A 24,898-nucleotide genomic window follows, 5' to 3' on the forward strand; every position below is an offset into this window, starting at 1 on the left:
TTGTTATCACGTTGATGTTGATCATCTTCTCTGGTTGATTTTGCAATTCTTTTTTGGACCTCTCTTAAGTGCCATAGTACTAATGTCTTAAATTGTTATGTGTTATAGAATTAGTAAATTTTACTAAGTAAAACTGTAAATACAGTTAGTTTAATTCTATAAATATTGGTATTTTTAACAAAACTATTAACTATGTATATTTCTGGATTATCCATTAGAAATTTCCGTAATTTTAAATCAGCACATTTTAAATTTACTGAAGGAATAAATACAATAATAGGAGAAAATGGGTCAGGCAAAACCAATCTCTTTTATGCACTTCGAATACTTATTGATGATTCATTGCCAAGATATATTAATTTTAATTCAAACGATTTCAACCGGGGAATTGGCAATTGGGCGGGACATTGGATCGTTATAACGGTTTTTTTTGAAGGATTAGATGCAAGTGAAGAAGCACAAGCTTTGGCTGTACAATCAAGCGGATGTATGGATACTCCTTCTAAAGGTAGTTATTCGGTATATTTCCGACCTAAATATCAATTTAGAAAAGAGTTGTATGACTATTCGATTTTAGCTGAAAAAGATTCAGAAGGACTAGAGCTACTCTTAGATAAAATTACAATAGCCGATTATGAAGTAGTTTATTTAAGTCGTGGTTCTGGTGATTTTAGTGATGATGTAACCTACGAAAAATACGTTGGAAATTTTGATAAAATTGAGTTCCCAGATCCTGACGAAAAAGAAGAACTAGTCATAGGAACTTACTTACCACGTGAAATCAGTATCCATAATGAAGTCTCATGTACATTTATAAAGGCTCTAAGGGATGTTGAAGCTGATTTACGTTCTTATAGTAATAACCCACTAATTAATTTATTGAAAGGGAAAGAAAAAACAGTTGAAATTACTAAGCAGGACGAAATTATAACTAGTATCGACAATCTTAATGAAAAAATTAGTTCACTTGATGAGATAATAGAAATTAAGAATGGCATTGATAAAAGTATAAAGAATGCTGTAGGGACAACATATGCTCCAAGCATTGATATTAAATCAGAGCTTCCAAATAAAATGGAAAAACTTTTCCAATCATTAAAGCTGTGGGTGGGTGATCCTGAAGATGATTATAAAGGTAGGGTTTGGGAACTTAGTTTAGGTGGAGCTAATTTAATATATTTGTCATTAAAGCTATTAGAATATGAAAGGGTCAAGACAGATCGAATAGCGAATTTTCTACTGATTGAAGAGCCGGAAGCACATATTCATACTCATATACAAAAAACTCTTTTTAATAACTTAAGCAAAAGTAATACTCAAATAATAATTTCTACTCATTCCACTCATATATCCTCAGCAAGTAAAATAAGTAGTGTAAATGTTATTTGTAGAGGAAAAAATGAAGCTTTGGTTTTTCAACCTTCTAATAATTTGTTACCTAATCAAATAAGAAGATTAGAACGATATCTAGACGCGGTTCGTAGTAATCTATTATTTGCAAAAGGAGTTATACTTGTAGAAGGTGATGCTGAACAAATATTAATACCAGCAATGTTTGAAGTTGTTTTTGGTCTTTCTTTAGATGAGATTGGAGTAAGTCTCATTAATATTGGCAGTACAGGTTTTGAAAATGTAGCAAATATTTTTCATGAAGAACGTATAAAGAAATATTGTGCAATATTAACAGATCAAGACATTTCTGTTGTAAAACTTCCCGATTCTCCAGAAAATGATACGCCAAATCAGAAACATTTCAGAGCATCACAAAAAAGTGGAGAAGAACGTAGAGTAATAATTACAGAGCTTTGTAAAGATAATGAGTATCTGGAAGCATTTTACGCAACTCATACTTTTGAAGTAGACTTACTCATGAATGAAAACAGTCCGGAATTTGTATCAGCACTTGATAAGATCTATCGTAAAGAATCAAATATAAAGTTGATAACTAAAAGATTAGAAAATCCTAATATTCAAGTTGCAGGATTGGAAGTTTTAAGATTAGCTAAAAAGTATGGTAAAGGCTGGTTCGCATTACTTATCACCGACGAGCTTTTATATAATACATATATTCCAAATTATATTTTAAAAGCCATTGCCTTCGCATCGCCACATATCAATTTGTCTTCGAAAGTTAAATCAATTATGTATCGTATTGAAAAGATAAAAAATGACAAATATTGTAAAACATACTATAATGCAGCTAAAAAGTTTGAAACTAAAGATAAAACAGATTTAGAAATTTTAGAGGCTTTTATAAAAACATTTCCTCAAGATCAACTAACCAAATTTCTTTCTTACTTATGATATTTGACAAATTAAATGATGAGCAGAGAGTTGCAGTTACGCAAAGTGGTAATGTTTTACTTACGGCTTGCCCAGGAAGTGGTAAGACAAGAGTGATCATTCATAAATTGGCTTATGAATTGGATCAGCTTGCAAATACAAGTAAGAAAAAAATTGCTGCAGTAACATTTACTGTTAGGGCTTCTGAAGAAATTTTTAAGCGGCTCAATGCTATGGGGATTAATAGTGATAAGATATGGTCAGGTACTCTTCATTCTTTTTGTTTAGAATGGATTTTAAGGCCTTATTCTTGTTATCTTCCTGAGTTGCAAAACGGATTTTCAATGGCAGACGAATCTTATTGTGATGAACTAATAAGCAGTTTAAAAGTCAAATATAAATTGAAGCCAATAGATCCTGTAAATATGCGATTTGATAGAAATGGTAATTTCTTAGAAACAAAAATAATCCAGAAAAGGCTTTTAGAAGATTATCACTCAATTTTAAAAAGAAAAAAATTAATAGACTTTGAATTGATTTTATTTTACTCTTATAAAATCCTTCAGGATCTGCCAAGAATCCCACAGATATTATCTAAATTATTCAAAATTATTTGTATTGATGAATATCAGGACACTCAAGATTTACTATACGCTATCATCTCAACAATTGTTAGAGCCGGAAATGGTGAAACATCTGCTTTCTTTGTAGGAGATACTGATCAGGCTATTTACTCTTCGTTAGGAGGGGTAGCAAAAAATATCGAACAAATAAAAGAAGAGTTAAATGACCTTCCAATAGAACCTTTAACCTTAAAAGGAAATTACAGATCTAGTCAACGAATAATTGATTTCTACAGGCAGTTTCAAACGCAGTCTATAGATATAAAAGCGGTGGGAATTAATGCAAAAACAAAAGGTCTAATAACTCTTAATAATACTATTGATAAGGCAGGAATTGTTGAAGAGATATCCAAATTAATTCTGTTAAGTTTGGACAAGGGAATACCTGAGGACGAGATCTGTGTATTGGTACCTCAATGGTGGTTAATCACCTCAATTTCGAAAAAACTTAGGGCAGTACTACCGAATGTCAATTTTGATGCCTCGGGGCTAGCTCCAATGGCACGGAATCGGGAAAATATTTGGTTTAAACTCTCAAGATTATTTTTAACTCAGCCTAGCCCGAAACTATATTCTTTAAGATATAGATGGGCAGCAGAACTAATAGATAATTTCAGAATTCATACTTTTAGTGATTTAACTGAGGAATATAGAAATGAAAGAAGTTTTTTAAGACTCATAAACTCAATTAAATCAAATGAAATTGAAGGGATCGATTACCTAAAAGATTGTTTTGATCAATTTCTCAACATAGTAGGGATTGACTATAAAAAAAATCCAACATTGGTTGAAAGTTGGGAACTTTTCTTTACCAATATAAAAAAAAGATTAAATGATCCCGAGTATGTAATCCCTAGTGATATTCAGTCCTTCAAAAGTTTTTACAGAGAAATGACAGGTGTGGTAATAAATACATGCGTGGGAATTAAAGGCGAAGAATTTGAAACAGTTATTGCCTACGGTTTACTGAACGGTTACATTCCGCATTGGAACGAGATTTTTTCGGGAAATGCAAACGAGGCTTCAAAAAAATTATTATATGTTATTTGTTCCAGAGCAAAGACAAACTTGCATTTGATCAGTGAGACAGGGCGAACAACCAAGCGAGGAGATGCCTTGACTATAACCTCAGAATTAGAAGCTGTAAATTTTAAGTATGACAATGTTTAGTTATGATTTTCTCTTATTTTTATTCTTAAACTCTTTTTGTAGATGATCAATTTCTAATTCTATTTTTTTCAATTCTGTGATGTCCAGTTTTGTAAATAGAAATAGAATATTGATGTCTAAAAAGTTACACAGTTTCACAATATTTTCAATTGTTGGATTAGTTAATCCTCTTTCAATTCTACCTACATGATCTTTAGAGATATTTAATTCCAATCCTAATTGGAATTGTGATAATTCTTTTCTTAGTCTATAGACTTGAATTAATTTACCAATTTGAAACTTCAAATTCTCTACTTGCCATTTATACATGTAGTAAATTTTGATCTTTTAATTTTTTCTCATGAAGATATATATGTCGTCTATTGTTTTTTTTATTATATTTGTAAAATAGGTTACAGATAATGTAACTTTGCGATACTTCAAAGAATAATAGAAGCTATTGCTTAGAATCTCGATTCGAAAACTGGTAATTTTTAACATGCGAGACGATAAGTATTAAGCTCACGACCTAGGCGTGGGCTCTCTTATCTGCATGTAAGGTATACCAGTACCCCGAATCGGATAATGTAGAGTCTCACGCTGTTTTTTTCTCAATGCTGTCCGCTCTTTTCTACATAACAATTCTAAGCCCGCTTCCTAAACATAGTATCAGACTACACGATACAATAGGAATGTACAACCTATTGCGGCTTTAAAAAGCTTACACGGGAACACAGATTTCATTCATATTAAATTCTTTCCGGTGCCTTACGGTCACTGCTTACAGAACCTCACCAGTCCTTTTTCATACCAAGGGCATCAGGAAAGTCTTTATCTAAAAAATGAATCAAAAAAACTACTCAACTTAAAATCAGAAGAAAGAAAAAAGCCCTTTCCCATGCAGTTTGGAGACCAACGGGAAAGAGCGTAGTTCAGTAATTAATCTTTAAAAATTAAAAACCTTTACAAATCTATGAAAAATTCCTATTACCATATAGGAGGCATTTTCTTTGGGCTCATGTTTACAGCCGTAAGCATTACAACAAAAGCCCAGACACGCACCATTTCCGGTACCGTAACTTCATCAGGCAAGCCCCTTTCAGGAGTCGTAATCTCCCAAGAGGGTAGTGACCAAGTAACGATAACCGCTAATAACGGAACCTACGCATTACAGGTTTCAGCAGAAAATACTATCCTATTGTTCAGACACCCTGATTATGCTGAAGAAAAATTTACAATCACTAATCAGACCGTCGTTAATATCAGCTTAGAACAAAAAGTAAAGGGAATCGAAGAAGTTATTCTCAACGCTGGCTACTACAAGGTTAAAGACAAAGAAAGAACCGGTAGTATTGCCAAAGTTTCAGCAAAAGATATAGAAAATCAGCCTGTCTCCAATGTCCTGTCAGCAGCACAGGGAAGAATGGCAGGAGTCAGTATCACCCAGAATTCAGGAACTCCCGGAGGTGGATTTGATATTCAGATCAGAGGAAGAAACAGCCTTCGGACCCGAAGCAATTCCGTAATCGATGGTAATCAGCCGCTCTATATTATTGATGGTGTTCCGGTGGGTACGGGAATGAGTTCCTCCTATGCCGGAAGTATCCTTCTCAATGCAGACATCAATCCGCTGAACAGCATCAATCCTAACGATATTGAAAGTTTCGAGATCCTCAAAGATGCGGACGCTACTGCCATCTATGGTTCAAGAGGTGCTAATGGAGTAGTGCTGGTGACCACCAAAAAAGGGAAAAAGGGAAAGGTAAAACTGACCCTGAACTCTTCCTATGGTCTGAGCCATGGTATTTCAAACCTTAAAATGATGAATACTGCTCAGTATCTAGATATGAGAAAGCAGGCATTTGCCAACAGCAATGTCTCTGTCTATCCTGCTAACGCCTACGACATTAACGGAACCTGGGATTCCAACCGTTATACAGATTGGAGAAAGGAACTGATTGGTCATTATGCGGCTTTGTCAAATACCCAGCTTTCACTTAGTGGAGGAAGTGAAAATACCAATTTCCTGCTCAGTCTCGGTCATAATGAACAAACCACGGTGTTTGGCAGGGATTTCAGGTACAGAACCAATACCGTTTCAGGAAATATCAGCCACAGATCTGCTGATCGAAAATTCAGTTTCAACTCATCCAATATTTTTACCGCAACAGACAATAATCTGATTAGCTCTGATGCGACAAGACAATCGTATATTCTGGCTCCCAATGCACCCGCTCTTTATGATTCGGAAGGTAACCTTAACTGGGAAAACAATACGTTTACGAATCCCGCAGCGGCTTTTGAGAACTCCTATTCCAATAGCAATCTGCAATTCCTTAACAACATCAGTATGGAGTATGAAGCTTTTGACAACTTTAAGCTCAAACTCAATGGAGGTTTAACCTATCAGACTTTTGAAGAATGGTCACTTCGTCCGAGTACGGCGTATAGCCCTTCTGCTGGAGCAACACCTCTCAATTCCATGTCTTCAAAATCCAACCAGAATAGACTGTCTATGGTGATAGAACCCCAGATAAGCTGGATGTACAGAGCAGGTAAACATAAATTTGATGTACTGATGGGAGGTACCTATCAGAGAGATGTTTCAGACCGAGGTGAAATTCAGGGATCCGGTTTTGAGAGTAATGCCTTTATCTATAATATAGGTGCTGCAATCAATAAAGTCGTCCTTGACCAGATCAGTACAGAATACCGATACGGTGCTTTTTTCGGCAGAATGAACTATCAGTACGATAAAAAGTATATTCTTAATCTTACGGGAAGAAGAGACGGCAGCAGCAGATTTGGTCCCAATAATAAATATGCAATGTTTGGTGCTGTTGGGGCCGCATGGTTGTTTTCGGAAGAAGATTTTATGAAGAACATCTCATGGCTCAGTTTTGGAAAGCTGAGAGGAAGTTATGGTTCATCGGGAAGTGATAATATCGGGGATTACCAATACCTTGATACCTTTGCTACGGCTAATCTCATCTATAATGGCAGCACCGGCCTGGCTCCAACAAAACTCTACAATCCTGATTTCAGCTGGGAAAGAACCATCAAAACAGAAGCTGCTCTTGAACTTGGATTGTTCAACAACAGGCTTAACCTAAGTGCTGCCTATTACCGAAACCGCTCTGGAAATCAACTGGTAGGCTATCAGCTTTCCTCAGTAACGGGATTCAGCAGTGTACTGGCCAATCTGGATGCTGTTATTCAGAATACAGGATTTGAATTTGAGGCCAGCGGAGAAATTATCGATAAGGGAAATTTTTCATGGAAAAGTTCTTTCAATATAACCATTCCCCGAAACAAGCTGATTTCCTTTCCTGGACTTGAAGGTTCATCTTATGCCAATACTTATGTGATCGGACAGCCTGTTAACATTGTTAAACTCTACCAGCTTCAGGGAGTAAATCCCACTACCTTGGTCTATGATTTTACCGATTTCAATGGCGACGGAAAGATCGCATCACCGGATGACAGGCAGGTGATCAGAAATCTTGGACAGCAGTTTTACGGAGGACTAAGCAATGAATTACGCTACCGAAACTGGAACTTTTCATTTTTGTTGCAGTTTGTAAAGCAGCAGAGCCGGAACTATAACTCGGCAATGTCTTCTCCGGGGATTATGGCGAATCTCCCAGTGGAGGCATTGAATGTATGGTCGCCTTCGAATCCCAATGGCCTTTATATGCCGTACCGCTCTACGTCAAATTCTTCGCACAGCCTTTTTCAAAATAGTGATGCCAGTGTTTCTGATGCTTCATTTATAAGGCTTAAGAATGTACAGCTTACCTATCATCTTTCTTTGGATTCAGGTCTTTTCAGGGAAGTCAAGCTTTATTTTCAGGGGCAGAACCTCTGGACTTGGACGAAGTTCTTTGGAATTGATCCCGAGATGACCTCTTTTGGATTCCTGCCTCCCTTGAAAACTTATTCATTGGGCATTCAACTTACGCTGTGATGAATGCTTAACGGCAACCAAAGACCATCATATTATTTAACCCAATACAAAAACAATGAAATCAATATTCAATAGTATAATAACGGCAGGGCTCATCTATCTGATGAGTACCGCCATATCGTGTGAAAAAATGCTGGAAGTGGATTTGCCTGACAATCAGATGTTGTCAGAAACCGTCTTCAGTGATACTCAGACTGCCAACGCCGTATTATCTGGACTTTATGCCGGATTGTGGGAATCATCACCTGTTACGGGAGATCAAAGCGGAAGGCTTTTGGGGCTTTATACTGATGACCTGACCTACTATGCAGTCAATGCCAGTAATGGACTGCCTGAATTATCCAATAATACACAGATTGATTCCAATCAGTTTGTCAGTTCGTTCTGGAATGCTGCGTATCAGAAAATATATGTCAGCAATTCCATACTCGAAGGGCTGGAAGGAGCAGATCATATTCCGGCAGCTGATAAAGCAAGGATAAAAGGGGAGACCCTGGTTATCCGATCTTTGCTCTTTTTCTATGTCCAGCAGGTTTATGGAGATATTCCTTTTCCTGTGACCACCAATTATATGATCAATCAGAGTATTTCAAAAACATCTTCTGCGGAGGTACTGATGAGAATTGAATCTGATGTGAAGGAAGCTATTGAACTGCTTTCTGATACATACCGAAATAATGAACGCATCTATATCAATAAAAAAGCAGCCCAGCTTCTTCTGGGTAAAGTTCAGATGCAGCAGCTGAAATGGAGTGAGGCAGAAGCCACCTTGAAAACAGTAGTTCAGAGTCCTCTGTATCAGTTTCAAAATGATATCACGAAAGTCTTTCTTAAAAACGGCAGCCATATTATCTGGCAGCTCAAGCCTAAAAACAATGGGGATGCGGTGAGGGAAGCAACTATTTATTATTTTGTTAATGTTGCTCCAACCTCTATGGCACTTTCCGCATCTCTGGTCAGCTCGTTTCACAATGGAGATCTTAGAAAGCAATACTGGATGGGAACTGTTACGGTAGGGGGCAACACTTGGTACAGAGCGGAAAAATACAAAGCAAGGTCTTCCAACTCCACAGAAAACTCCATTGTCTTCAGACTGGAAGAGGCCTATTTACTGTTAGCAGAGGCTCTGGCACAGCAAAATAAAATGTCAGAGGCCCTGCCATTTATTAACCCGATCAAACAAAGAGCAGGACAGCCATTGCTAGGCAGTTCTGTTACACAACAGCAGCTTCTTGAGGAAATCCTTAATGAAAACAGAAAAGAGTTTTTTACAGAAATGGGACATCGATTTATCGATTTGAAAAGAGCAGGAAAGCTTAATGAATTGCAGCAGACTAAACCCAACTGGAAAGATCAACATAAAGTATGGCCTCTTCCGCAACAGGAACTGCTGCTCAATCCCCATCTGAATCCTCAAAATTTAGGTTACTAATGAGAGTGTATTGTTTAATTATTCTGCTGTTTTCTTCGCATTGCTTTAATGCACAGAGGTCGATTAAGGAATTGGACCAGTGGATGTCGCGTTTCTCAACGATGATAGGTCAGATGAAGGTATCTGAAGATCAGAGATTCGTTTTGGTGACTAAAATGTACGCGAATAATTCTGATTCAGTTCTTGTGTTTGACCGCCAATCAGCAGTCATTCCATCCGATACCATTTTAAAAAAGAGCAACATCAGTTTTCTGAACAATTATACGGTCTTTGCTTCAGGACCGGGTAGGGCTGAATTAATTGAGCTGAAGTCCAAAAAAAGAGAGATTTATGATAGTGTACAGCGATGCAATGTCAATGAAACCCTGAAGCAATATGTCATATTGGGTACTGATAAAAACCTGAAAATCTATAATGCCAAAGGAAAAGTGCTTCACCATGAGGCGGGAACATTGAACTATACTATTTCGGAGCAGGGACAGGTTTATATTCTTGCTGAAAGTGGAAGATTTCATCAAATATTGAATTGGAATGGAAGCACTATGAAATTGCTTTATTCCACTGCAACTAACATTGTTGCGATGGATCTTTTAGAATCAGAGAGATTTATTGTTGTAAAAGAAAAAATAGATCCCAATGGAAAGATCAGGATCAGATTGTTAAGAGTATCAGACGGGCAGCTGTTTCATAACAACCGGATCAGTCTAGGAGAAGCCCAAAATATGAAATTAACTGAAGCAGGTCATTCTGAAACTTTTTTGATTGATATTTCCGTCAGGAACCTCCCTGAGAAAAGTGGAAAACTTGAAATATGGTATGGAGGAGACAAATATCTGCGCAATAAGGACCAAGTGCTGATTGAGCATCAGTATATGGTATGGAATGTTAAAAATAATCAAGTTCATTCTATCCCTCCCAAATCAATGCAGGTTTATATAGCGACAGACCATCCACGTTATTTTTGGAGTTATAATGCCAGGGAGGACAATGATTACCGTGGATTTAGAAGCCTGAATGTATATCGATATGATCTTTTGGAAAACAAATCTGAACTTGTTTTTGAGAACGCTTCAGAAATGGTCATAGGAAAGGACGGTCGTTACACCATTGGATTTCTGATGTATAAGAATCAATGGATGGTCTACGATCATCTGTTAAAGCAGACAAAAATGATCGATTATAATGGAACATTAAGCTATCCTATCTTTATGCCTGATGGCAGTTTGCTCTTTACGGCAGGAGACCGACTGATCAATTATCACCTGGAAACATGTGTGTTAAAAACAGCATTTAAACAAGAGAACAGCAAAATCAGCTTTTATGAATACAGTGGAAAAATGATTCATCAGATGGAATCTTTTAAGATAACACAACGAACTATTGAAATGTCACAGCCGTTGATGCTGCATATCAGGAGAGAAGATCATAATGATTCCGGATATTATTCTTTTTATAAAGGTAAGCTCAAAGAAATAATGACGTACAGCAGCAACAGGATTAAAATGTTCTCGCAACAGGACAAGCATGATTTAATGTATTCGATTGAAGAAAACTACAACATGTCTCCACGGTTGTACAGCAAAAGCAAGTCATCAGGTCAAAAGAAGGTACTTTATACAACCAACCTTCATGATAAAGAAGCGATAGATCTGCAACAGGATGTTATTTCATACACCAACAGTGAAGGTAAGTATCTGAAAGGAGTTCTGTATTATCCCATGAAATTCGACAAGACAAAAAAATATCCTTTGGTGGTACAGGTATACAGTATTCAGCATGATGAGTTCAACAAATACCTGTATCCCGCCTGGGGACCCAGTGGATTCAATATTCGACTGCTTCTTGAGAACGGTTATATGGTTTTTCAACCGGACATTGTTTCAGATAACAGGGGGCCGGGAATTTCGGCACTTGATTGTGTTCATTCCGGACTGGATGCGATTCAAGGAAATTTAAATATTGACTTCAGGCGTATGGGTTTGACAGGACACTCATTTGGTGGTTATGAGACCAATTTTATTGCTACCCATTCAGAAAGGTTCGCAGCCTATGTCTCGGGGGCAGGTCTTAGTGATATTATGAATACTTACTTTTCATTTAATGAACTGTTTAAAATAGCAGACTATTCAAGATTTGAAACAGGGCAGTTTTCAATGGGAGTTCCTTTTTCAGAGGATAAGGACCTGTATTATAAAAATAATCCCATCAATTTTATTGAGAAAGTCAACGCACCTGTATTGCTTTGGGCAGGTAAGAAAGATACGAATATTCCGCCAACGCAAACCATGAGCTTTTATATGGGATTATTAAGAAACAGAAAAAAGGTGGTGGCACTAATGTATGCAGATCAGGAACACACTTTCAAGAAAAGTTCCGAAGACATCAGGGATCTTAATACTAAAATCTTGGAATGGTGGGACTATCACCTGAAAAGCTGGAAAGATATAGGATGGATCGATAAAGAAATGAAAAGGGACGCAGAATAGCGTCCCTCATTTAATTAATACTTTATACAATGCACTAAGGAATTTTATAAAGCGGTGTTCCACACATCGTGCCTGAACCAATTCTATGCAGTTCAACGCTGGTATCCAGTGCCCATTCACAGACATCACCGGAAACGATATTGCTGCATTCCTGATCAGCATCCTCACATTGGAACTGACCACCACCTAAGCTAACAATTCTGTAAGCCGGCTCTAAAGCTCGTGTACTCTTCTTTGCCACCATGGTGGCAAAAGCTGACCCTGTTCCCAGTGCTACCAGGATGACAGGAAAAAGAATTTTTTTCATAATAAAAAAATATTTGATTTGCTGCCTACTCTGAAACACGGTTTTCGGCTTCCCCGTTTTTAAAATGTTTTTTCAGGGGCTGGGTAAGTTTATATTGTACCAGCTGATTTCCAATAATTGCGTACAAATGCTCATCGGTAATTCTAAAATCTGACATGGTATTATTTTTAATATTGTCGATGTACATGCTGCCAATATATTCCTGAGATTCGGTATTATAGATGTCAATAACTTTGCTTTCCTTCCATCTGCTTAAAGATTCATGTCTTCCTCTTAATTGAGCAGGGTTAAATAACAGACCTCTGTATACGATCGCATGCCCATTAACTTTTAGTGCAGGTTTAGACATTTTAGATTTTCCATTGGATAGCGATGTTACTTTAATCTGTGCGATTTTAGTCGTATCAATAGTTCTCCATCTGTGAATAAGCTGCATTGAATGGTTCATGACAAGAAACTGGTTTCTGTAACTGTAGATATAGCTGACAGTCGGTCTTATAGGATCAGATGAAAGATAGCCGTCAGAATCAAAAAAACCATCCAACTGCTTTTCAAGTAAATCAGGATGCAGTGTCACCTGATTTTTGCCATTGTGATTGATTAAAATAGTTCCCAGCGTTAAATTCCTGGTTTGAGATGAGAGGGTGCGAATGGCAATTTTATTACTGTCAATAATTTCAAGCTGGCTAAAGAATGCATCATTAAAACTGATTACTTTGCTTTGTGTATCACCTAATTTACCTTTGAATATGATGGGTACATTTCCATCATAGATATAATAATGGTGATCTTTAACTTTAATCTCTATTTTTTTAAATGGATATTTGCTGAGTTCCAGATCAATCTTTGTATTTACAGCTTTTTTTAAAAGTGAATCAACTGCTAATAAATTTTGAGGGAGGCTTCGGTTAGCTAAGTAAAGCTCTTCATTTTTAGCACCAGCAAAATAAAATGAATGGTTCTCCAGATCCATACTTTTTACTTTTAAAATAGGATGCATCAGAAACCTTCTTGTAAAATTGTTTTCCTGTTTTATAATGTATTCTGACTTAAAAAACAAAACAATGACAAGAATACAACTCAAAATATTGGAAATTCCTAAGATCAATGCTGTTTTACGGTAAGTCTTATGATTTGCTCTTCCCATGATGAGAACAGATAGACCTCCTATAGCTACACAAAGAATATTAAAAATCAGATGTTCAGTCCATCCCATTTTTTCCAAGATCCCTCCACAGGAACAAGGAACAAAGTCACTGTAATTTAGAATGAGAAATATATAGATCGTAAATGCTGACATTAAGGCAGTTGATAAATATAATCCGATTAATCTCCTGCTTGGAAAAGTTAATAATAGTACAATAATTAATTCTACAATAATAACAGCATAAGAAATAATACCTGCATAAGCACTTAGTAAAGGTGACTGAGCAATCTGTACTTGAAAGTTTTCAAAATCGAGCAATTTGCTCACACTTGCATACACAAACAACAGAATAAAAAAGCAGGAAACAGTTTTGATAAAGATATTTTGTACGTTTTTCATGGTATGTCATTATTGGGTTTAACAGACCTGAACCAGTCTCCATTTAATCTTCCATCCGCAATATTCAGGCATCCGTTCACCCTTAAAGAGGGTTATAGTTGTTTTGAAATTCCCCATACTTTCCCAGATGCCACTCTTTGGACATGGTAAGCCTGTAACAACTGTTATGGAGGTATGAGGAATCATATTTTTTTGTTTTTAATCCTGAGTAAGCCGCCAATTATCACCGTCTCTGACAGGAGGATCTTTTGTTCCAGGATCTTCAATGACTTCTACGGATTTAGCAGAATCCTGTTTCATTACTAAGCCATTTAGTGTGGGCTCTGATTTTTCAATATATTCACTATTTGAAATCATATCTTCATCTCGATGGGTGCAGTTTTGTAGACAAACTGCTACGATGATTATGCTAAAAAATGGGATAAACTTTTTCATTTTGATAATTTTAATTGGGTTATCCCGGCCGGATTATATTAGAATTCTGATGTCAAAATTATCCGGCTTATGAGCTAAAAAAAACAGTTATATGGCTCTATTTTAAAATTGTTACGTCTCAATTTTAAAATTAATACATGAGAATATCAGAGTTCAAGTGGCTGTATTTGCATGTTTTACAGGATTTCAGTCTTTCTGTTATTTAATTCATTGAAATTTGATTTATTTAAAACATAAATGTTTATTTTTGAGATGGTGAGGTTCTAAATATCAGTCTATGAAAAAGTTTTATTACTTTCTCATCTTATTTCCTGTTTTTTCACAATTTTTATTTTCACAAAAGAAAGAGGAAAAAACTTTCAGTGAAATTAGAAAGCATTATGAAAAAATGGCAATAGATGACATTCATGCAATGCCCTATGTAAAACTGTACATTGAGAAAGCAAAAAACGAAAATAATTTTTCAAAGCTGATTCAAGGGTATAGAGATGCAAGACAGTTTGATTATAAAAACAAGATGAAATATGCTGACAGTGCGCTTACTGTCAGTTTGCAGCATGGAAGCCAAGATGACATTAGTAAAGAATATTTAAGCAAGGGAATCATCTATTATTTTTATCAAAAAAAATTTAAGCTGGCTTTAAATGAATACATTAAAGCCTATACGCATTCAAAAGGCTCAAAAGATGAGTACCATAGGTATAAAGTCATTTATCATTTAGGAATTGTAAAAAGTCATTTGGGCTATTATGATGACGCAATGAAGCATTTTCTTGAATGTACTTCGTTTTACAGGTCAAAGCTGAATGAAAACCATCATGAAAATGAACAGTTTAACTATGAGAAGGCGTATCTCAACTGCTTACATCAATTGACTGTCCTCAACAGATATCTGCATCATTTTGCCAAGAGTGATAGTTTAAGCAATTTAGGTTATCGGCTAAGTGCCAATAATAATGATTTTGTACTTGAAAAAAGCTATTTCCTAAAATGCATCGGAATTTCCAGATTTCATCATAAAGATTATGTTGGTGCTCAGGATCACTTGCAAAAATCTTTACCCAATATTCTAAAGAGAAATGATTTCGCCTGGGCTTCTGTAGTATATTATTATCTGGGTAAAACATATGAAGCACAGGATAATGTAAATAGGGCTGTAGGATGTTATAACAAAATAGATTCTATTTTCAATAAACATGATTTTATACTTCCAGAGGTCTATAAGAGTTATCACTATCTTATCGATCATTATAAAGATAAAGACCTCGAAAAGCAACTGTACTATACCAATCAGCTTTTAAAAGCTGACAGTTTAATCAGTAAAGATTTTCCCTATTTATCTTTGAAACTTCATAAAGATTTTGACCGACGTACACTGATGGATGCAAAAGAAGAAATCGAGAGATCCAGTACTAAAAAAATAGTATTGGCTGAGATACTTATTGCTTCAGGAAGTGTAGTTCTTGGTTTTTTTGTTGTCCGGTATCGAAGAGATCAAAAGATAAAAAAACAATATCAGCTTCTTCAAAAGAGAATTGCTGAAGGAAAATATAATATGAATGATATTTTAAGAGAAGAAATGATAGAGCTGCCTGTAAGAAAGACTTCTCTTACCCCGGAAATGGCTTTAGAAATAAAAGAAAAGCTTCAGAAGTTTGAGCAGGAGCAACATTTCAAAAAGAAGGGGATTACGCAGAAAAGTATTGCTTTAAAGCTGGGAACCAATTCCCACTATCTTTCGGTTTATATCAATGAACAAAAAGGGGTAAATTTTAATAAATACATGGCTGAACTGAGAATTAATTATATCACTAATCTACTAAATACCAACAGTAAATATTTAAATTATACCATCGAGGCTTTGGCTGATGAATGCGGTATAGCGGCACGCCAGAACTTTTCAAATCTGTTCTTTGATATCAATGGGATCAGACCTACCGATTATATAAAGAATCGGAAAAAGGAACTGGGTATTAGTTGATTAAGTCGTGCTTTAGGTAATTTTTGTAAATTCCTTAAAAAAGGACATGGTAACAAAAACTATTTTTAAAAGAACTTCGAAGTTATTGGAGGATCTGGACCTAAAGATTAACGAAGTCAATGCTGACGGAAATGATCTGATCAAAATTTCAGAAAAGGCATTACTTATTATTGATGAGTCGATAAGGAAATTAAAACTTCTGGTTTCAAGCCACCATTTTGACCATATTGCTGAAGAAGTATTGTTTTTTAAAAAACTGAAACCGCAGTTTATCTCAAAATTTATTTATTATTCTGAAGTACTGGATATTGAATCTCATAAACCGGCTGCCGGAAATAAGACTTTAAAAAAATATTATGAAGCAGAACAGGAAAAATTGAAAGACTTTTATTTGGAGCATTCTGAATTTTACAGTTACTATAAACGGGAAGCAACCTATCTTGATCATAAAATATTTGTTCGCAATTCCTACGACCTAAAAATGAAGTTATCATCCGGATTTTATAATTATGATCCGAGTTTTACAACTTCCCACGATCATATGATCGCCAGATTTATTTCCAATGAGCAATTCGATCAGTATTTAAAAAAGCAAATTGAAAATTCGAATGATACCTTTACCACAAAAGTATTTTCTCCTTTGAGCTGGTCGGGATCAAAGGTCGGTCTTATAGAGCTTATCTATGCACTTTACCAGATGCGTTGTTTTAACGGTGGTAATATCGAGTTAAGCGAAGTCATAAAATTTACAGAAAAGTCATTGGATTGCGATTTAGGCAACTTTCATAAAACCATCTTTGAAATCCGTAACCGAAAACAGGGACCAACCAAATTCCTTCAATTGGTGAGTGACAATTTGAATCAATATTTTTTAAACAGTGATGCTGAGTAACATAAATACAAACAGAAACCTCAAATCGTATGGTATTTGAGGTTTCATTCTTTAATCCGAGTTCAATAAATGTTGCAAATCAGGATCATTTTTTATTCGATCCATTTCATCTGTGATGATATTGAGAATATCTGACTTAATTTCTCTATAATTATCCTGAATCTGCCTGGTCATAGAATCATTTCCGTCTTCATCAATAAAGGATCGGATCGATGGTATCTGCTGAAAACTTTTCATTTCTTGAGAAAGCTTAACATTGTCCACCACAATCTCGGAATGAAAAATCTTCTGCTGAATTCTTTCATCAAAGTTATCAGATACAGCACCGACAAAAAATCCCTGGGTTAAGGTAGAGATCTTCGAAGCAGGAATAAGGCTGTCCAATTGGGTAGAAATGGAGGTGGAAGTATCGTTCCTATTGATGGATATACTCTGTCTTTTTTGAAGTATTTTTCCAAAACGGTCAGATAAGATTTTTGCTGTTTCCCCAACCACCTGACCGCTGAAAATATTGCCGACCGTATTCTGAATGACTTTACTTTCCTTATCTCCATAGTCTCTTGTCAACTGAGAAAAATCCTGGAATCCGAGACATACGGAAACTTTATTACTTCTGGCAGTAGCAATTAAATTATCCAGTCCTCTGAAATAAATGGTAGGCAACTCATCAATAATCACCGAACTCTTCAACTGTCCTTTTTTATTAATTAACTTAACAATTCTCGAATTGTACAGCCCAAGAGCAGCAGAATAAATATTCTGACGATCAGGATTATTTCCTACACACAGAATTTTAGGCTCATTGGGATTATTGATATCCAAAGAAAAATCGTCTCCGGTCATTACCCAATACAATTGTGGTGAGATCATTCTAGACAAAGGAATCTTAGCCGATGCGATTTGCCCCTGCAATTGATCCTGGGCACCCCCTTGCCATGCATCCATAAAAGGAGATAGGTAGTTCTCTAATTCAGAATAAGAGGTTAATATCGTAAAGACTTCTTCATATTTTTTGTTCAACAGCTCAATAGCGTGTGGAAAAGTGCAGTATTTACCGTTCTTATATATCTTAAGAAACCATATGATGGCAGCTAGCAGTATGATAGGACTCTCAACAAAGAAATCGCCCTGTTTTTGTATCCAGCTTCTGTTCAGGTTTAACATAATGGTGTAGGCAGCTTCATATGCATCAGATATATCCGTCATAAAATCGGGATTTAAAGGATTACATCGATGACTTTTTCTTGGGTCGTCAAAGTTGATGATATAGAATTTCGGCTTTACGATATAAGCATCAGAATGATTGAGAAGATGGTTATACGCAATAGTAGACAAATCATCGAATTTAAAATCATAGATATACATGGAAAATCCTTTTTCGATATGTTGTCTGATGTAGTTATTTACCACGGCATAGGATTTTCCTGAGCCTGGAGTTCCTAAGACAATGGTGGCACGAAAAGGATTCACCACATTAATCCATCCCTGATGCCACTTCCCTTGATAATAGAACTGTGTAGGAAGGTTAACAGAATATTCATTATAGAGTAATTGGGTTTCCTGCTGAAAGCTTTCATTCTCATTGTTAAAAACATCGGTCATTAAGTTTGTTTGGAGTAAACGGCCTATCCAGACTCCTGCCTGCATCAGGAAGATGTATCCGGAACCGGTAGATAGAATATAAAGTACAGGAGTAAAGCTGTTGGCAGATTGTAAGAGGATTGCGTTTAAAAAGAATAAGACAAAACCAATAGAAAAACCAATACTAATTTTTTTCCAAGTGATCTTTTCATTTTTGACTCCCTTTGTTCCGAGGCAACTCAAAGCCAGTAAAACTATTGCGAACAGCTTAGAATAAATAGGTTGAGAAAAAAGGCCTGCGGTCTTATTAAAATTATAAAGAATCTTATTGATGAGTTCCAGTGTCCATTGTTGATGTGCAAAAAATCCATAACAAAACCAGTACAGATGCATTAGAACCATAATAATACTGACCGCTCGCATAAACGCCATGATTTTGGCAAGTCCTCTTAAATCGTCTTCACCCTGCATATCAGATTTTAGACGCATAAATACAGGATTGCACATTCTTAATTATGAATGTGCCGTTGCAAGAATACAATGGCTGACTTTGGCTGTTTGAGCATCGTTATAAGACCGTTTTTGCAAAAGAAGATTATTTTTTTCTTCTTTTTCTTTGTTGCTTTTTCATTTGTGATTCAAAAATTTGTTTCTCCTGATCCTCATTAGTATCTGAAGATAATAAACCGCTAAAAAATCCGTCAAAAACTCCGCTGATGCTATTCGTAAGAAATTGTTGTGTGCATATTTCCTGAGATAAATTAAAGTGATCATTATGATCGTATTTTGTTTCAGGCTTTGTTTCTGCATCATTCCATAGTTTGTTGAATGCGTTGGCTGAAAGCTCTTTACTCAACTGTGAACCATTCCAAACAGATTTGGAGTTATGATCTATAAATGTGATTCCGTAGATCCTTCCATCATCATTCTTTCGTATGACTGTAGCGATTCCCTGTTCCAAAAGTTGAGTCTTAAAAGAAGCTTCCGATTTACTTGTGCTGAGAGCGGTTTCTATAGTTCTTTTAAGAATGAATTTTGAAGGATCATTTTTCATTTTCACTTTTGACTTCTTGATGAGCACCTGAATATTTTCTACTCCTACATGCTTACCAAAAAGAGATGATTTAAAAGGGGAACTTATTTTTTTTCCATTTTTATCTGTAGCAAAATAGACCATTCCTTTTCTCATTTTTCCATGCAGTTCTCCAGTAACCTCTTCACAGGAAATATTGAATTGAGAGAGTAAAGCATTATATGCACCTATACTTTGAAAGCTGTAGGTTTGAGGAATATGTCGTAGTATCGAGGATAATTGTGTTTTGATATTCCCTTTAGTATAATCAACAGGTTTAAAAATAAAGTTTTGATTTGAATTCCTATGTTCAACAGCAACTTTCAGCTTGTATTGTTTTTCCAATTTCCTACAGGCTTCCATTGATCGGGAATGATCATATCGGTCTGATATTTTCTTTCCGTCGATCTGGACACAGGTGGTGACGATGTGAATGTGAGTTCTATCAATATCCGTATGTTTAAAGACAACATAGGGTTGGTTGCCATAACCCATTTCCTGCATATATTGCTGGGCCATTTCCCGATAATCTTTGTCATTAACCTTATCTTCGGGATCAGGATTAAGCGAGATATGCCTTACGGATTTTTCAGTTTTGTTATTGGCAATCAAGTAGGGTTCAAAGTACTGATGAAAAAATTTAACCGAATAAGGTCCATCCCACAAATCAGGAATCTTGTTAGTAAATAAAACCGTTCCTTTTTCGTTGTCTACTTTCTGTTGATTGTAGGTAAGCGCACCCCATAGGTTTTCACCTTTTCCAATTTTAGCGATCATTTTTCAGAAGTTTTTTGAATATGATTTTGCTCAAATTCTTTTGTGAGTTCTATAATCTTTTTACAAATTAAAGCTAGTTCTCTGGTATGATTTTCCAGTTTAAAGAGATAGAAAGAAGCTTTTTTCTCCGTGAAATTTCGGTATAAAATTTTTACTATCTGATTATAATTGTTTCCAATCGACTGGAATTGGTAGAAGAATTTAGTGAGTTGACTATGATAATCCATTGTTGAAATATCCACTTTTACAATTTTTAATTCTTTCTGAAATAAAATTGTTGTAATAAATTTCGCTTTGTTACTCATTCCGGAAGCCTTATATAAATTTAAAAACTTTATATTTTCCTCATCCGTAAGTCTAAATACATACCTGTTTTTACTTGGATTAAGCTTGGGCTTACGCCCGCCTTTGCTTTTTTTATTTAGGTCCATCGCATTTAATTTAATATTAGTAAAATCACGACTTCGGAGTGGTTTTTAAAGCCCCAGCCAGGGCAAGTTGTTTTGAGGCACGAAAAAAGTTATGAGGCACTCAAAACATAACTTGCTCCTTTCGGGTGAAAGGAAATTCCAGTAATAAAGTAGATGTAATACTGATCGCATTCATAAAGTTCAATTTCCCAAGACCTCCTTAGTCTTCTGAAACAAAGTAAACCACAATCATTTGTAGGGACAATATTAGAAAGGAAGTCAAAGACAGTCACTTAAAGCCAAAAACGACCATTAGAAATGTTTTAAAAAAGAAATACTATTCATTTGTATCAGATTGAGGGCGGGATTTCCTGACTGCAGATTTGACAGAAATCCTGAACAGCAGAACCCCTGCATGCCAGCCTTCCGGAATTCCAGCCGTCAAGATAGTCTGTGTGAAAGATAGTCTTCAGGAAAGCAATTTTTCAGGATTGCAGGATGAATGGCATTCAGCCAGAACTGATTGAAGTCAATACAGCTTTCGGGAATTCCGTCCAGTAACACTGAAAGCAGTACAGGGAACCTGATATATGTATTGCCCAGAGGCTGTCAATCAGTCTTTCTTCCCAATTATGTATAACCAAAATCAAGCAAAATGAAAACAAAAAAGCAACCTACCATTATTGCATTTTCCACTCAAAAAGGAGGGGTAGGAAAAAGTACATTTACCACACTTATGGCAAGTCTCCTTCATTACCGGATGGGGTACCAGGTCGCTGTATTTGACTGTGACTTTCCTCAGTACAGTTTACTCCAGATGAGAGAACGGGATTTAAAAATGGTGATGCAGAATGAGATTTTAAAAAAGATCGCTCACAAACAATTTACGAGTATTAATAAAAAAGCGTATCCCATTTTCCAGAGTAAAGCCGATCAGGTTTTAGAGGATATAGATGCTTATGTTGAAGGATCTGAAACTATTCCTGATGTTATATTTTTAGATCTACCGGGAACTGTGAATACCACCGGTATTTTAAAAACTTTGACGAAAGTCCATTATATTTTTTCACCCATTACTGCGGATCGTGTTGTGCTGGAAAGTACGTTAAGTTTCACCGATGTTCTAACCAATGTGTTGATGAAAGAAACTCAAACGGGAATTCGGGCTGTACATCTATTCTGGAATCAGGTGGATGGAAGAGAACGGACGTTGCTCTACAAAAACTACAGTAAAGTGATTTCAGATTTAGGACTGCCACTTATGGAAACAAGTATTACAGACAGTAAAAGATTTCGGAAAGAAGGAGAGTCGACATCAAAAACGGTTTTCCGATCGACTTTACTGCCTGCAGATCCTAAATTGTTAGCTCAGTGCAGACTGGATCAATTTGTAGAAGAATTTTTAGGAATTGTAAAACTATAAGAGTATGGAATATGAAAAAAATAACAATGATGATAGGGGGATCGATGAACAATATCTGATGTCCATTATGGCAGGAAGTCCTAAGAAGGAAGTTATTTCAAAAACTGATGATCCTCCAAAGGAGAAGGGTGAAGCAAAAAATAAGTTGAATACTAAGAAATCCTCAGATATAAGCTATATGGAGCAGTTTCTTACTCATCATACAATGACTAAGCGGGGTGATAAAAGTATCTATATCCGTCCTGAATATCACGAGCGCCTCTCACGCATTATTCAAATCATTGCCGATGACCAGATTTCTCTGTATGCTTATCTGGATAATATACTGGCGTATCATTTCGAAATGTTTGAAAAGGAAATTACTGATGATTTCAATAAAAAATACCGTCCCATTTTTTAATATCATTTTATGGAAAAAATAATCATTATAGGTTTATTAATCGCTATCATTCTAATTCTTCTCGACAGAAGATTCCCAGTCAATGTCCGTGCGAAAGATAGGGGTAATACTAAGAAAAGTTCTCCACCGATAATGGGAGATATTAAGCAAACAAAAAGAAAAGGTTGGCCAGTTAAAGCCACTGAAAGCCACCTTGAATTTACTTCATTAGCAGAAGATAATTTTGAATCAGAAACCAGAGATGGGAAAGCTGAGGATGTAACCGAGAATAAAAACCTTGATGATATTCTAATCAAGGATAATTGGGGGCAGGAGGAAGAGGATTGGAAGTATCAGGACTCTAATATCGAAAGCGGGTTTGCTACAGGGGTTACCTTTCAGGAATTGAGTACTGCGGGTCAGCTGTTACAGCGGAAAATGCTGGAACCTGATTTAGAACAGCAAGCAGTTGCTATAATTCAAAAAATTCATGGGACCGAGCTTTTTGATCTTTTGGAGAATTCGTTGGGGGAGGCTTCGAAGCGTATTTCAAATTTGTTAAGTCAGAGCATTTCGAATGATGTTCAAGGCATATCTTCCAGTTACAAAGATGGTGTTGAAGGTTTCGATATTGGGGAGTTTGTTTAGGCAAATTCCCCTTTTGTTATTAAGAAGTTTCAACTAAGATCTGTTATCAAACAATTCATGCAGTTTTTTCTGCAGAACCTTTTTGTCGGGAAGCTGCGTTTTGTATTCAGAAACCATTGTCGGAGAAAGACTTCTACTCAGCGCATATTCTACTACTTCGCTGTCTTTGTCTTTACAAAGCAGTACGCCGATGCTTGGATTTTCGTTCTGACGTTTAACATCCCTGTCCAGCGCTTCCAGATAAAAGTTAAGCTGACCCAGATGTTCGGGTTTGAATTTATCTGCTTTCAGTTCGAAAGCGACAAGGCATTGCAGCCCCCTGTGGAAGAATAAGAGATCGATATAAAAATCAGAATTTCCGACCTGTACTTTGTACTCTTCGCTGATAAAAAGAAAATCCCGTCCTAACTCCAGGATAAAATTTTTCATCTGCTCAATTAAACCTTTTTGGAGATCATTTTCATTGAATGTTTCAGGCAGATTTAAAAAGTCAAATACATAGCTGTCTTTAAATGTATTGACTATATCAGCGTTAGTTTCTCTCAACACTGTTGAGAGTTTTGAATTTCCAATCATCGTTCTTTCAAAAAGGCTGCTGGATATCTGTCTCTCTAACTCCCGGAAGCTATAATTTTCCTGTTTGGTCAACTTGATATAAAATTCCCTTTCTTCGATTGATTTACATCTGGAGAATATGGACAGATTATGAGACCAGCTGATTTCTCTCAACAGTGTTGAGATTTTTGGAAATTCCTTGTAAGTCTCATAAAATTGCTTCATTCTCCAAAGATTCTTATCCGAAAAACCTTTTAGTTCAGGTTCATGAGTCTGGATAAACTGAGAAAGTTCTTTAACCACAGATTGTCCCCATTCACTCAGCTCTACCTTTTTGCTGATATACTCACCAATATTCCAGTATAGATCGATGAGTTCCTCATTGACTTTTCTTATCGCATTGTTACGAGACTGTTTGATGAGCTCAATAATATCTGTGAACCTTTTATCCATGATTTCTCTTTTTTGAAATTCCTTGCAAATTTACAATTATTTATACAGGAATTCTGACTGGCGCACGGTTCTTTAACAGCCAAAAGAGTCCATCCACTGCCATTCCTGTTATTGAGTACCTAGACTCGGACATCTTTGTCATCAAGCCCGTAAAGTGCGGGTTTCATAATCAAAAATCTATTCATTATGAAAAAACAAAGAAAAAAATTGCTGTACGCAATTTTAACATTCGTAACAATTAATTTGGTATTTGGTCAAGGCAATGGTTCAGCCGGAATCAATGAGGCTACACAGATGGTCACTTCTTATTTTGAACCCGCTACCCAATTAATTTACGCCATAGGTGCAGTCGTCGGACTCATCGGAGGCGTAAAAGTCTATAACAAGTTCAGCAGCGGTGACCCTGATACCAGTAAAACTGCTGCCAGCTGGTTTGGAGCATGTATCTTCTTAATTGTTGCCGCAACCATTCTTCGCTCATTCTTCCTTTAAATGACGA

Annotated in this window: 20 protein-coding genes; 12 read left to right on the plus strand and 8 right to left on the minus strand. The window is 36.1% G+C overall.

Annotated elements, in window-relative coordinates; all coding sequences use genetic code 11:
- Positions 1 to 192 precede the first annotated feature (192 nt).
- The gene (locus EL165_RS24165) at positions 193 to 2,304 is read left to right on the plus strand and encodes an ATP-dependent nuclease (RefSeq protein WP_002980957.1); all 2,112 of its coding nucleotides are present in this window, start codon (positions 193 to 195) and stop codon (positions 2,302 to 2,304) included.
- On the plus strand, positions 2,301 to 4,076 hold the full coding sequence (locus tag EL165_RS24170) for a UvrD-helicase domain-containing protein (protein WP_002980956.1): 1,776 nt from the start codon (positions 2,301 to 2,303) through the stop codon (positions 4,074 to 4,076). Before EL165_RS24165 ends, EL165_RS24170 begins: the two co-directional genes overlap by 4 nt.
- Here the strand turns inward: EL165_RS24170 and EL165_RS24175 are convergent, their stop codons facing one another.
- Entirely contained in the window at positions 4,077 to 4,385 is a 309-nt protein-coding gene (locus EL165_RS24175; RefSeq protein ID WP_002980955.1) for a helix-turn-helix domain-containing protein, read from the minus strand.
- A gap of 643 nt (positions 4,386 to 5,028) precedes the next feature.
- Here EL165_RS24175 and EL165_RS24180 point away from each other — a divergent pair.
- From EL165_RS24180 to EL165_RS24190, 3 genes are all read left to right on the plus strand, one after another.
- Positions 5,029 to 8,022, plus strand: coding sequence for a SusC/RagA family TonB-linked outer membrane protein (locus EL165_RS24180; RefSeq protein ID WP_002980953.1), 2,994 nt, complete (start codon positions 5,029 to 5,031; stop codon positions 8,020 to 8,022).
- Positions 8,023 to 8,077: 55 nt separating this feature from the next.
- Entirely contained in the window at positions 8,078 to 9,454 is a 1,377-nt protein-coding gene (locus tag EL165_RS24185) for a RagB/SusD family nutrient uptake outer membrane protein (protein WP_002980952.1), read from the plus strand.
- 83 nt (positions 9,455 to 9,537) lie between these two features.
- The gene (locus tag EL165_RS24190) at positions 9,538 to 11,940 is read left to right on the plus strand and encodes an alpha/beta hydrolase family protein (RefSeq protein WP_228370542.1); all 2,403 of its coding nucleotides are present in this window, start codon (positions 9,538 to 9,540) and stop codon (positions 11,938 to 11,940) included.
- A 34-nt stretch (positions 11,941 to 11,974) separates the two neighbouring features.
- On the opposite strand, the gene EL165_RS24195 is transcribed toward EL165_RS24190, so the two are convergent.
- From EL165_RS24195 to EL165_RS24205, 3 genes are all read right to left on the minus strand, one after another.
- Positions 11,975 to 12,247, minus strand: coding sequence for a hypothetical protein (locus EL165_RS24195; RefSeq protein ID WP_050791121.1), 273 nt, complete (start codon positions 12,245 to 12,247; stop codon positions 11,975 to 11,977).
- Positions 12,248 to 12,272: 25 nt separating this feature from the next.
- Positions 12,273 to 13,793, minus strand: coding sequence for a DoxX family protein (locus EL165_RS24200; protein WP_002980949.1), 1,521 nt, complete (start codon positions 13,791 to 13,793; stop codon positions 12,273 to 12,275).
- A gap of 198 nt (positions 13,794 to 13,991) precedes the next feature.
- Entirely contained in the window at positions 13,992 to 14,228 is a 237-nt protein-coding gene (locus EL165_RS24205; RefSeq protein WP_002980947.1) for a hypothetical protein, read from the minus strand.
- A gap of 277 nt (positions 14,229 to 14,505) precedes the next feature.
- Here EL165_RS24205 and EL165_RS24210 point away from each other — a divergent pair, with 277 nt between their 5' ends.
- The gene (locus tag EL165_RS24210) at positions 14,506 to 16,209 is read left to right on the plus strand and encodes a helix-turn-helix domain-containing protein (RefSeq protein WP_002980946.1); all 1,704 of its coding nucleotides are present in this window, start codon (positions 14,506 to 14,508) and stop codon (positions 16,207 to 16,209) included.
- 46 nt (positions 16,210 to 16,255) lie between these two features.
- Positions 16,256 to 17,101, plus strand: a complete 846-nt coding sequence (locus EL165_RS24215; protein WP_002980945.1) for an RteC domain-containing protein — start codon at positions 16,256 to 16,258, stop codon at positions 17,099 to 17,101.
- Positions 17,102 to 17,152: 51 nt separating this feature from the next.
- Here the strand turns inward: EL165_RS24215 and mobC are convergent, their stop codons facing one another.
- The 3 genes from mobC to mobA all read right to left on the minus strand — a co-directional run bounded on the left by mobC (position 17,153) and on the right by mobA (position 20,962).
- Complete coding sequence (mobC, locus tag EL165_RS24220; protein WP_041461866.1) at positions 17,153 to 19,153, minus strand: conjugal transfer protein MobC; 2,001 nt, start codon at positions 19,151 to 19,153, stop codon at positions 17,153 to 17,155.
- A gap of 124 nt (positions 19,154 to 19,277) precedes the next feature.
- Positions 19,278 to 20,531: a conjugal transfer protein MobB gene (gene mobB, locus EL165_RS24225; protein WP_002980943.1), complete on the minus strand. Its 1,254-nt coding sequence runs from the start codon at positions 20,529 to 20,531 to the stop codon at positions 19,278 to 19,280.
- Positions 20,528 to 20,962, minus strand: coding sequence for a conjugal transfer protein MobA (gene mobA, locus EL165_RS24230; RefSeq protein ID WP_002980942.1), 435 nt, complete (start codon positions 20,960 to 20,962; stop codon positions 20,528 to 20,530). The genes mobB and mobA overlap by 4 nt, the downstream gene beginning before the upstream one ends.
- Positions 20,963 to 21,324: 362 nt before the next feature.
- Here mobA and EL165_RS25995 point away from each other — a divergent pair, with 362 nt between their 5' ends.
- From EL165_RS25995 to EL165_RS24245, 4 genes are all read left to right on the plus strand, one after another.
- A complete protein-coding gene (locus tag EL165_RS25995; RefSeq protein ID WP_164720353.1) occupies positions 21,325 to 21,468 on the plus strand; it encodes a hypothetical protein in 144 nt (47 codons plus the stop codon).
- Positions 21,469 to 21,596: 128 nt separating this feature from the next.
- A complete protein-coding gene (locus EL165_RS24235; protein WP_002980940.1) occupies positions 21,597 to 22,364 on the plus strand; it encodes a ParA family protein in 768 nt (255 codons plus the stop codon).
- A gap of 4 nt (positions 22,365 to 22,368) precedes the next feature.
- Positions 22,369 to 22,764 carry a DUF3408 domain-containing protein gene (locus tag EL165_RS24240; protein ID WP_002980939.1) on the plus strand — a complete coding sequence of 132 codons (396 nt, stop codon included), beginning with the start codon at positions 22,369 to 22,371 and terminating at the stop codon, positions 22,762 to 22,764.
- A gap of 9 nt (positions 22,765 to 22,773) precedes the next feature.
- On the plus strand, positions 22,774 to 23,391 hold the full coding sequence (locus EL165_RS24245; RefSeq protein WP_002980938.1) for a hypothetical protein: 618 nt from the start codon (positions 22,774 to 22,776) through the stop codon (positions 23,389 to 23,391).
- A gap of 33 nt (positions 23,392 to 23,424) precedes the next feature.
- On the opposite strand, the gene EL165_RS24250 is transcribed toward EL165_RS24245, so the two are convergent.
- Complete coding sequence (locus EL165_RS24250) at positions 23,425 to 24,399, minus strand: PDDEXK nuclease domain-containing protein (protein ID WP_002980937.1); 975 nt, start codon at positions 24,397 to 24,399, stop codon at positions 23,425 to 23,427.
- A 186-nt stretch (positions 24,400 to 24,585) separates the two neighbouring features.
- On the opposite strand from EL165_RS24250, the gene EL165_RS24255 reads away from it, so the two are divergent.
- A complete protein-coding gene (locus EL165_RS24255; protein WP_002980936.1) occupies positions 24,586 to 24,891 on the plus strand; it encodes a DUF4134 domain-containing protein in 306 nt (101 codons plus the stop codon).
- Positions 24,892 to 24,898: the final 7 nt, after the last annotated feature.

Source organism: Chryseobacterium gleum, from assembly GCF_900636535.1.
Classification (GTDB): domain Bacteria; phylum Bacteroidota; class Bacteroidia; order Flavobacteriales; family Weeksellaceae; genus Chryseobacterium; species Chryseobacterium gleum.

Bases quoted from the DNA above. Each gene is read 5' to 3' on its own strand.
- EL165_RS24165 (WP_002980957.1), top strand. From the start codon at position 193: ATGTATATTTCTGGATTATCCATTAGAAATTTCCGTAATTTTAAATCA.
- EL165_RS24170 (WP_002980956.1), top strand. From the start codon at position 2,301: ATGATATTTGACAAATTAAATGATGAGCAGAGAGTTGCAGTTACGCAA.
- EL165_RS24175 (WP_002980955.1), bottom strand. From the start codon at position 4,385: ATGTATAAATGGCAAGTAGAGAATTTGAAGTTTCAAATTGGTAAATTA.
- EL165_RS24180 (WP_002980953.1), top strand. From the start codon at position 5,029: ATGAAAAATTCCTATTACCATATAGGAGGCATTTTCTTTGGGCTCATG.
- EL165_RS24185 (WP_002980952.1), top strand. From the start codon at position 8,078: ATGAAATCAATATTCAATAGTATAATAACGGCAGGGCTCATCTATCTG.
- EL165_RS24190 (WP_228370542.1), top strand. From the start codon at position 9,538: ATGTCGCGTTTCTCAACGATGATAGGTCAGATGAAGGTATCTGAAGAT.
- EL165_RS24195 (WP_050791121.1), bottom strand. From the start codon at position 12,247: ATGAAAAAAATTCTTTTTCCTGTCATCCTGGTAGCACTGGGAACAGGG.
- EL165_RS24200 (WP_002980949.1), bottom strand. From the start codon at position 13,793: ATGAAAAACGTACAAAATATCTTTATCAAAACTGTTTCCTGCTTTTTT.
- EL165_RS24205 (WP_002980947.1), bottom strand. From the start codon at position 14,228: ATGAAAAAGTTTATCCCATTTTTTAGCATAATCATCGTAGCAGTTTGT.
- EL165_RS24210 (WP_002980946.1), top strand. From the start codon at position 14,506: ATGAAAAAGTTTTATTACTTTCTCATCTTATTTCCTGTTTTTTCACAA.
- EL165_RS24215 (WP_002980945.1), top strand. From the start codon at position 16,256: ATGGTAACAAAAACTATTTTTAAAAGAACTTCGAAGTTATTGGAGGAT.
- mobC (WP_041461866.1), bottom strand. From the start codon at position 19,153: ATGCAGGGTGAAGACGATTTAAGAGGACTTGCCAAAATCATGGCGTTT.
- mobB (WP_002980943.1), bottom strand. From the start codon at position 20,531: ATGATCGCTAAAATTGGAAAAGGTGAAAACCTATGGGGTGCGCTTACC.
- mobA (WP_002980942.1), bottom strand. From the start codon at position 20,962: ATGGACCTAAATAAAAAAAGCAAAGGCGGGCGTAAGCCCAAGCTTAAT.
- EL165_RS24235 (WP_002980940.1), top strand. From the start codon at position 21,597: ATGAAAACAAAAAAGCAACCTACCATTATTGCATTTTCCACTCAAAAA.
- EL165_RS24240 (WP_002980939.1), top strand. From the start codon at position 22,369: ATGGAATATGAAAAAAATAACAATGATGATAGGGGGATCGATGAACAA.
- EL165_RS24245 (WP_002980938.1), top strand. From the start codon at position 22,774: ATGGAAAAAATAATCATTATAGGTTTATTAATCGCTATCATTCTAATT.
- EL165_RS24250 (WP_002980937.1), bottom strand. From the start codon at position 24,399: ATGGATAAAAGGTTCACAGATATTATTGAGCTCATCAAACAGTCTCGT.
- EL165_RS24255 (WP_002980936.1), top strand. From the start codon at position 24,586: ATGAAAAAACAAAGAAAAAAATTGCTGTACGCAATTTTAACATTCGTA.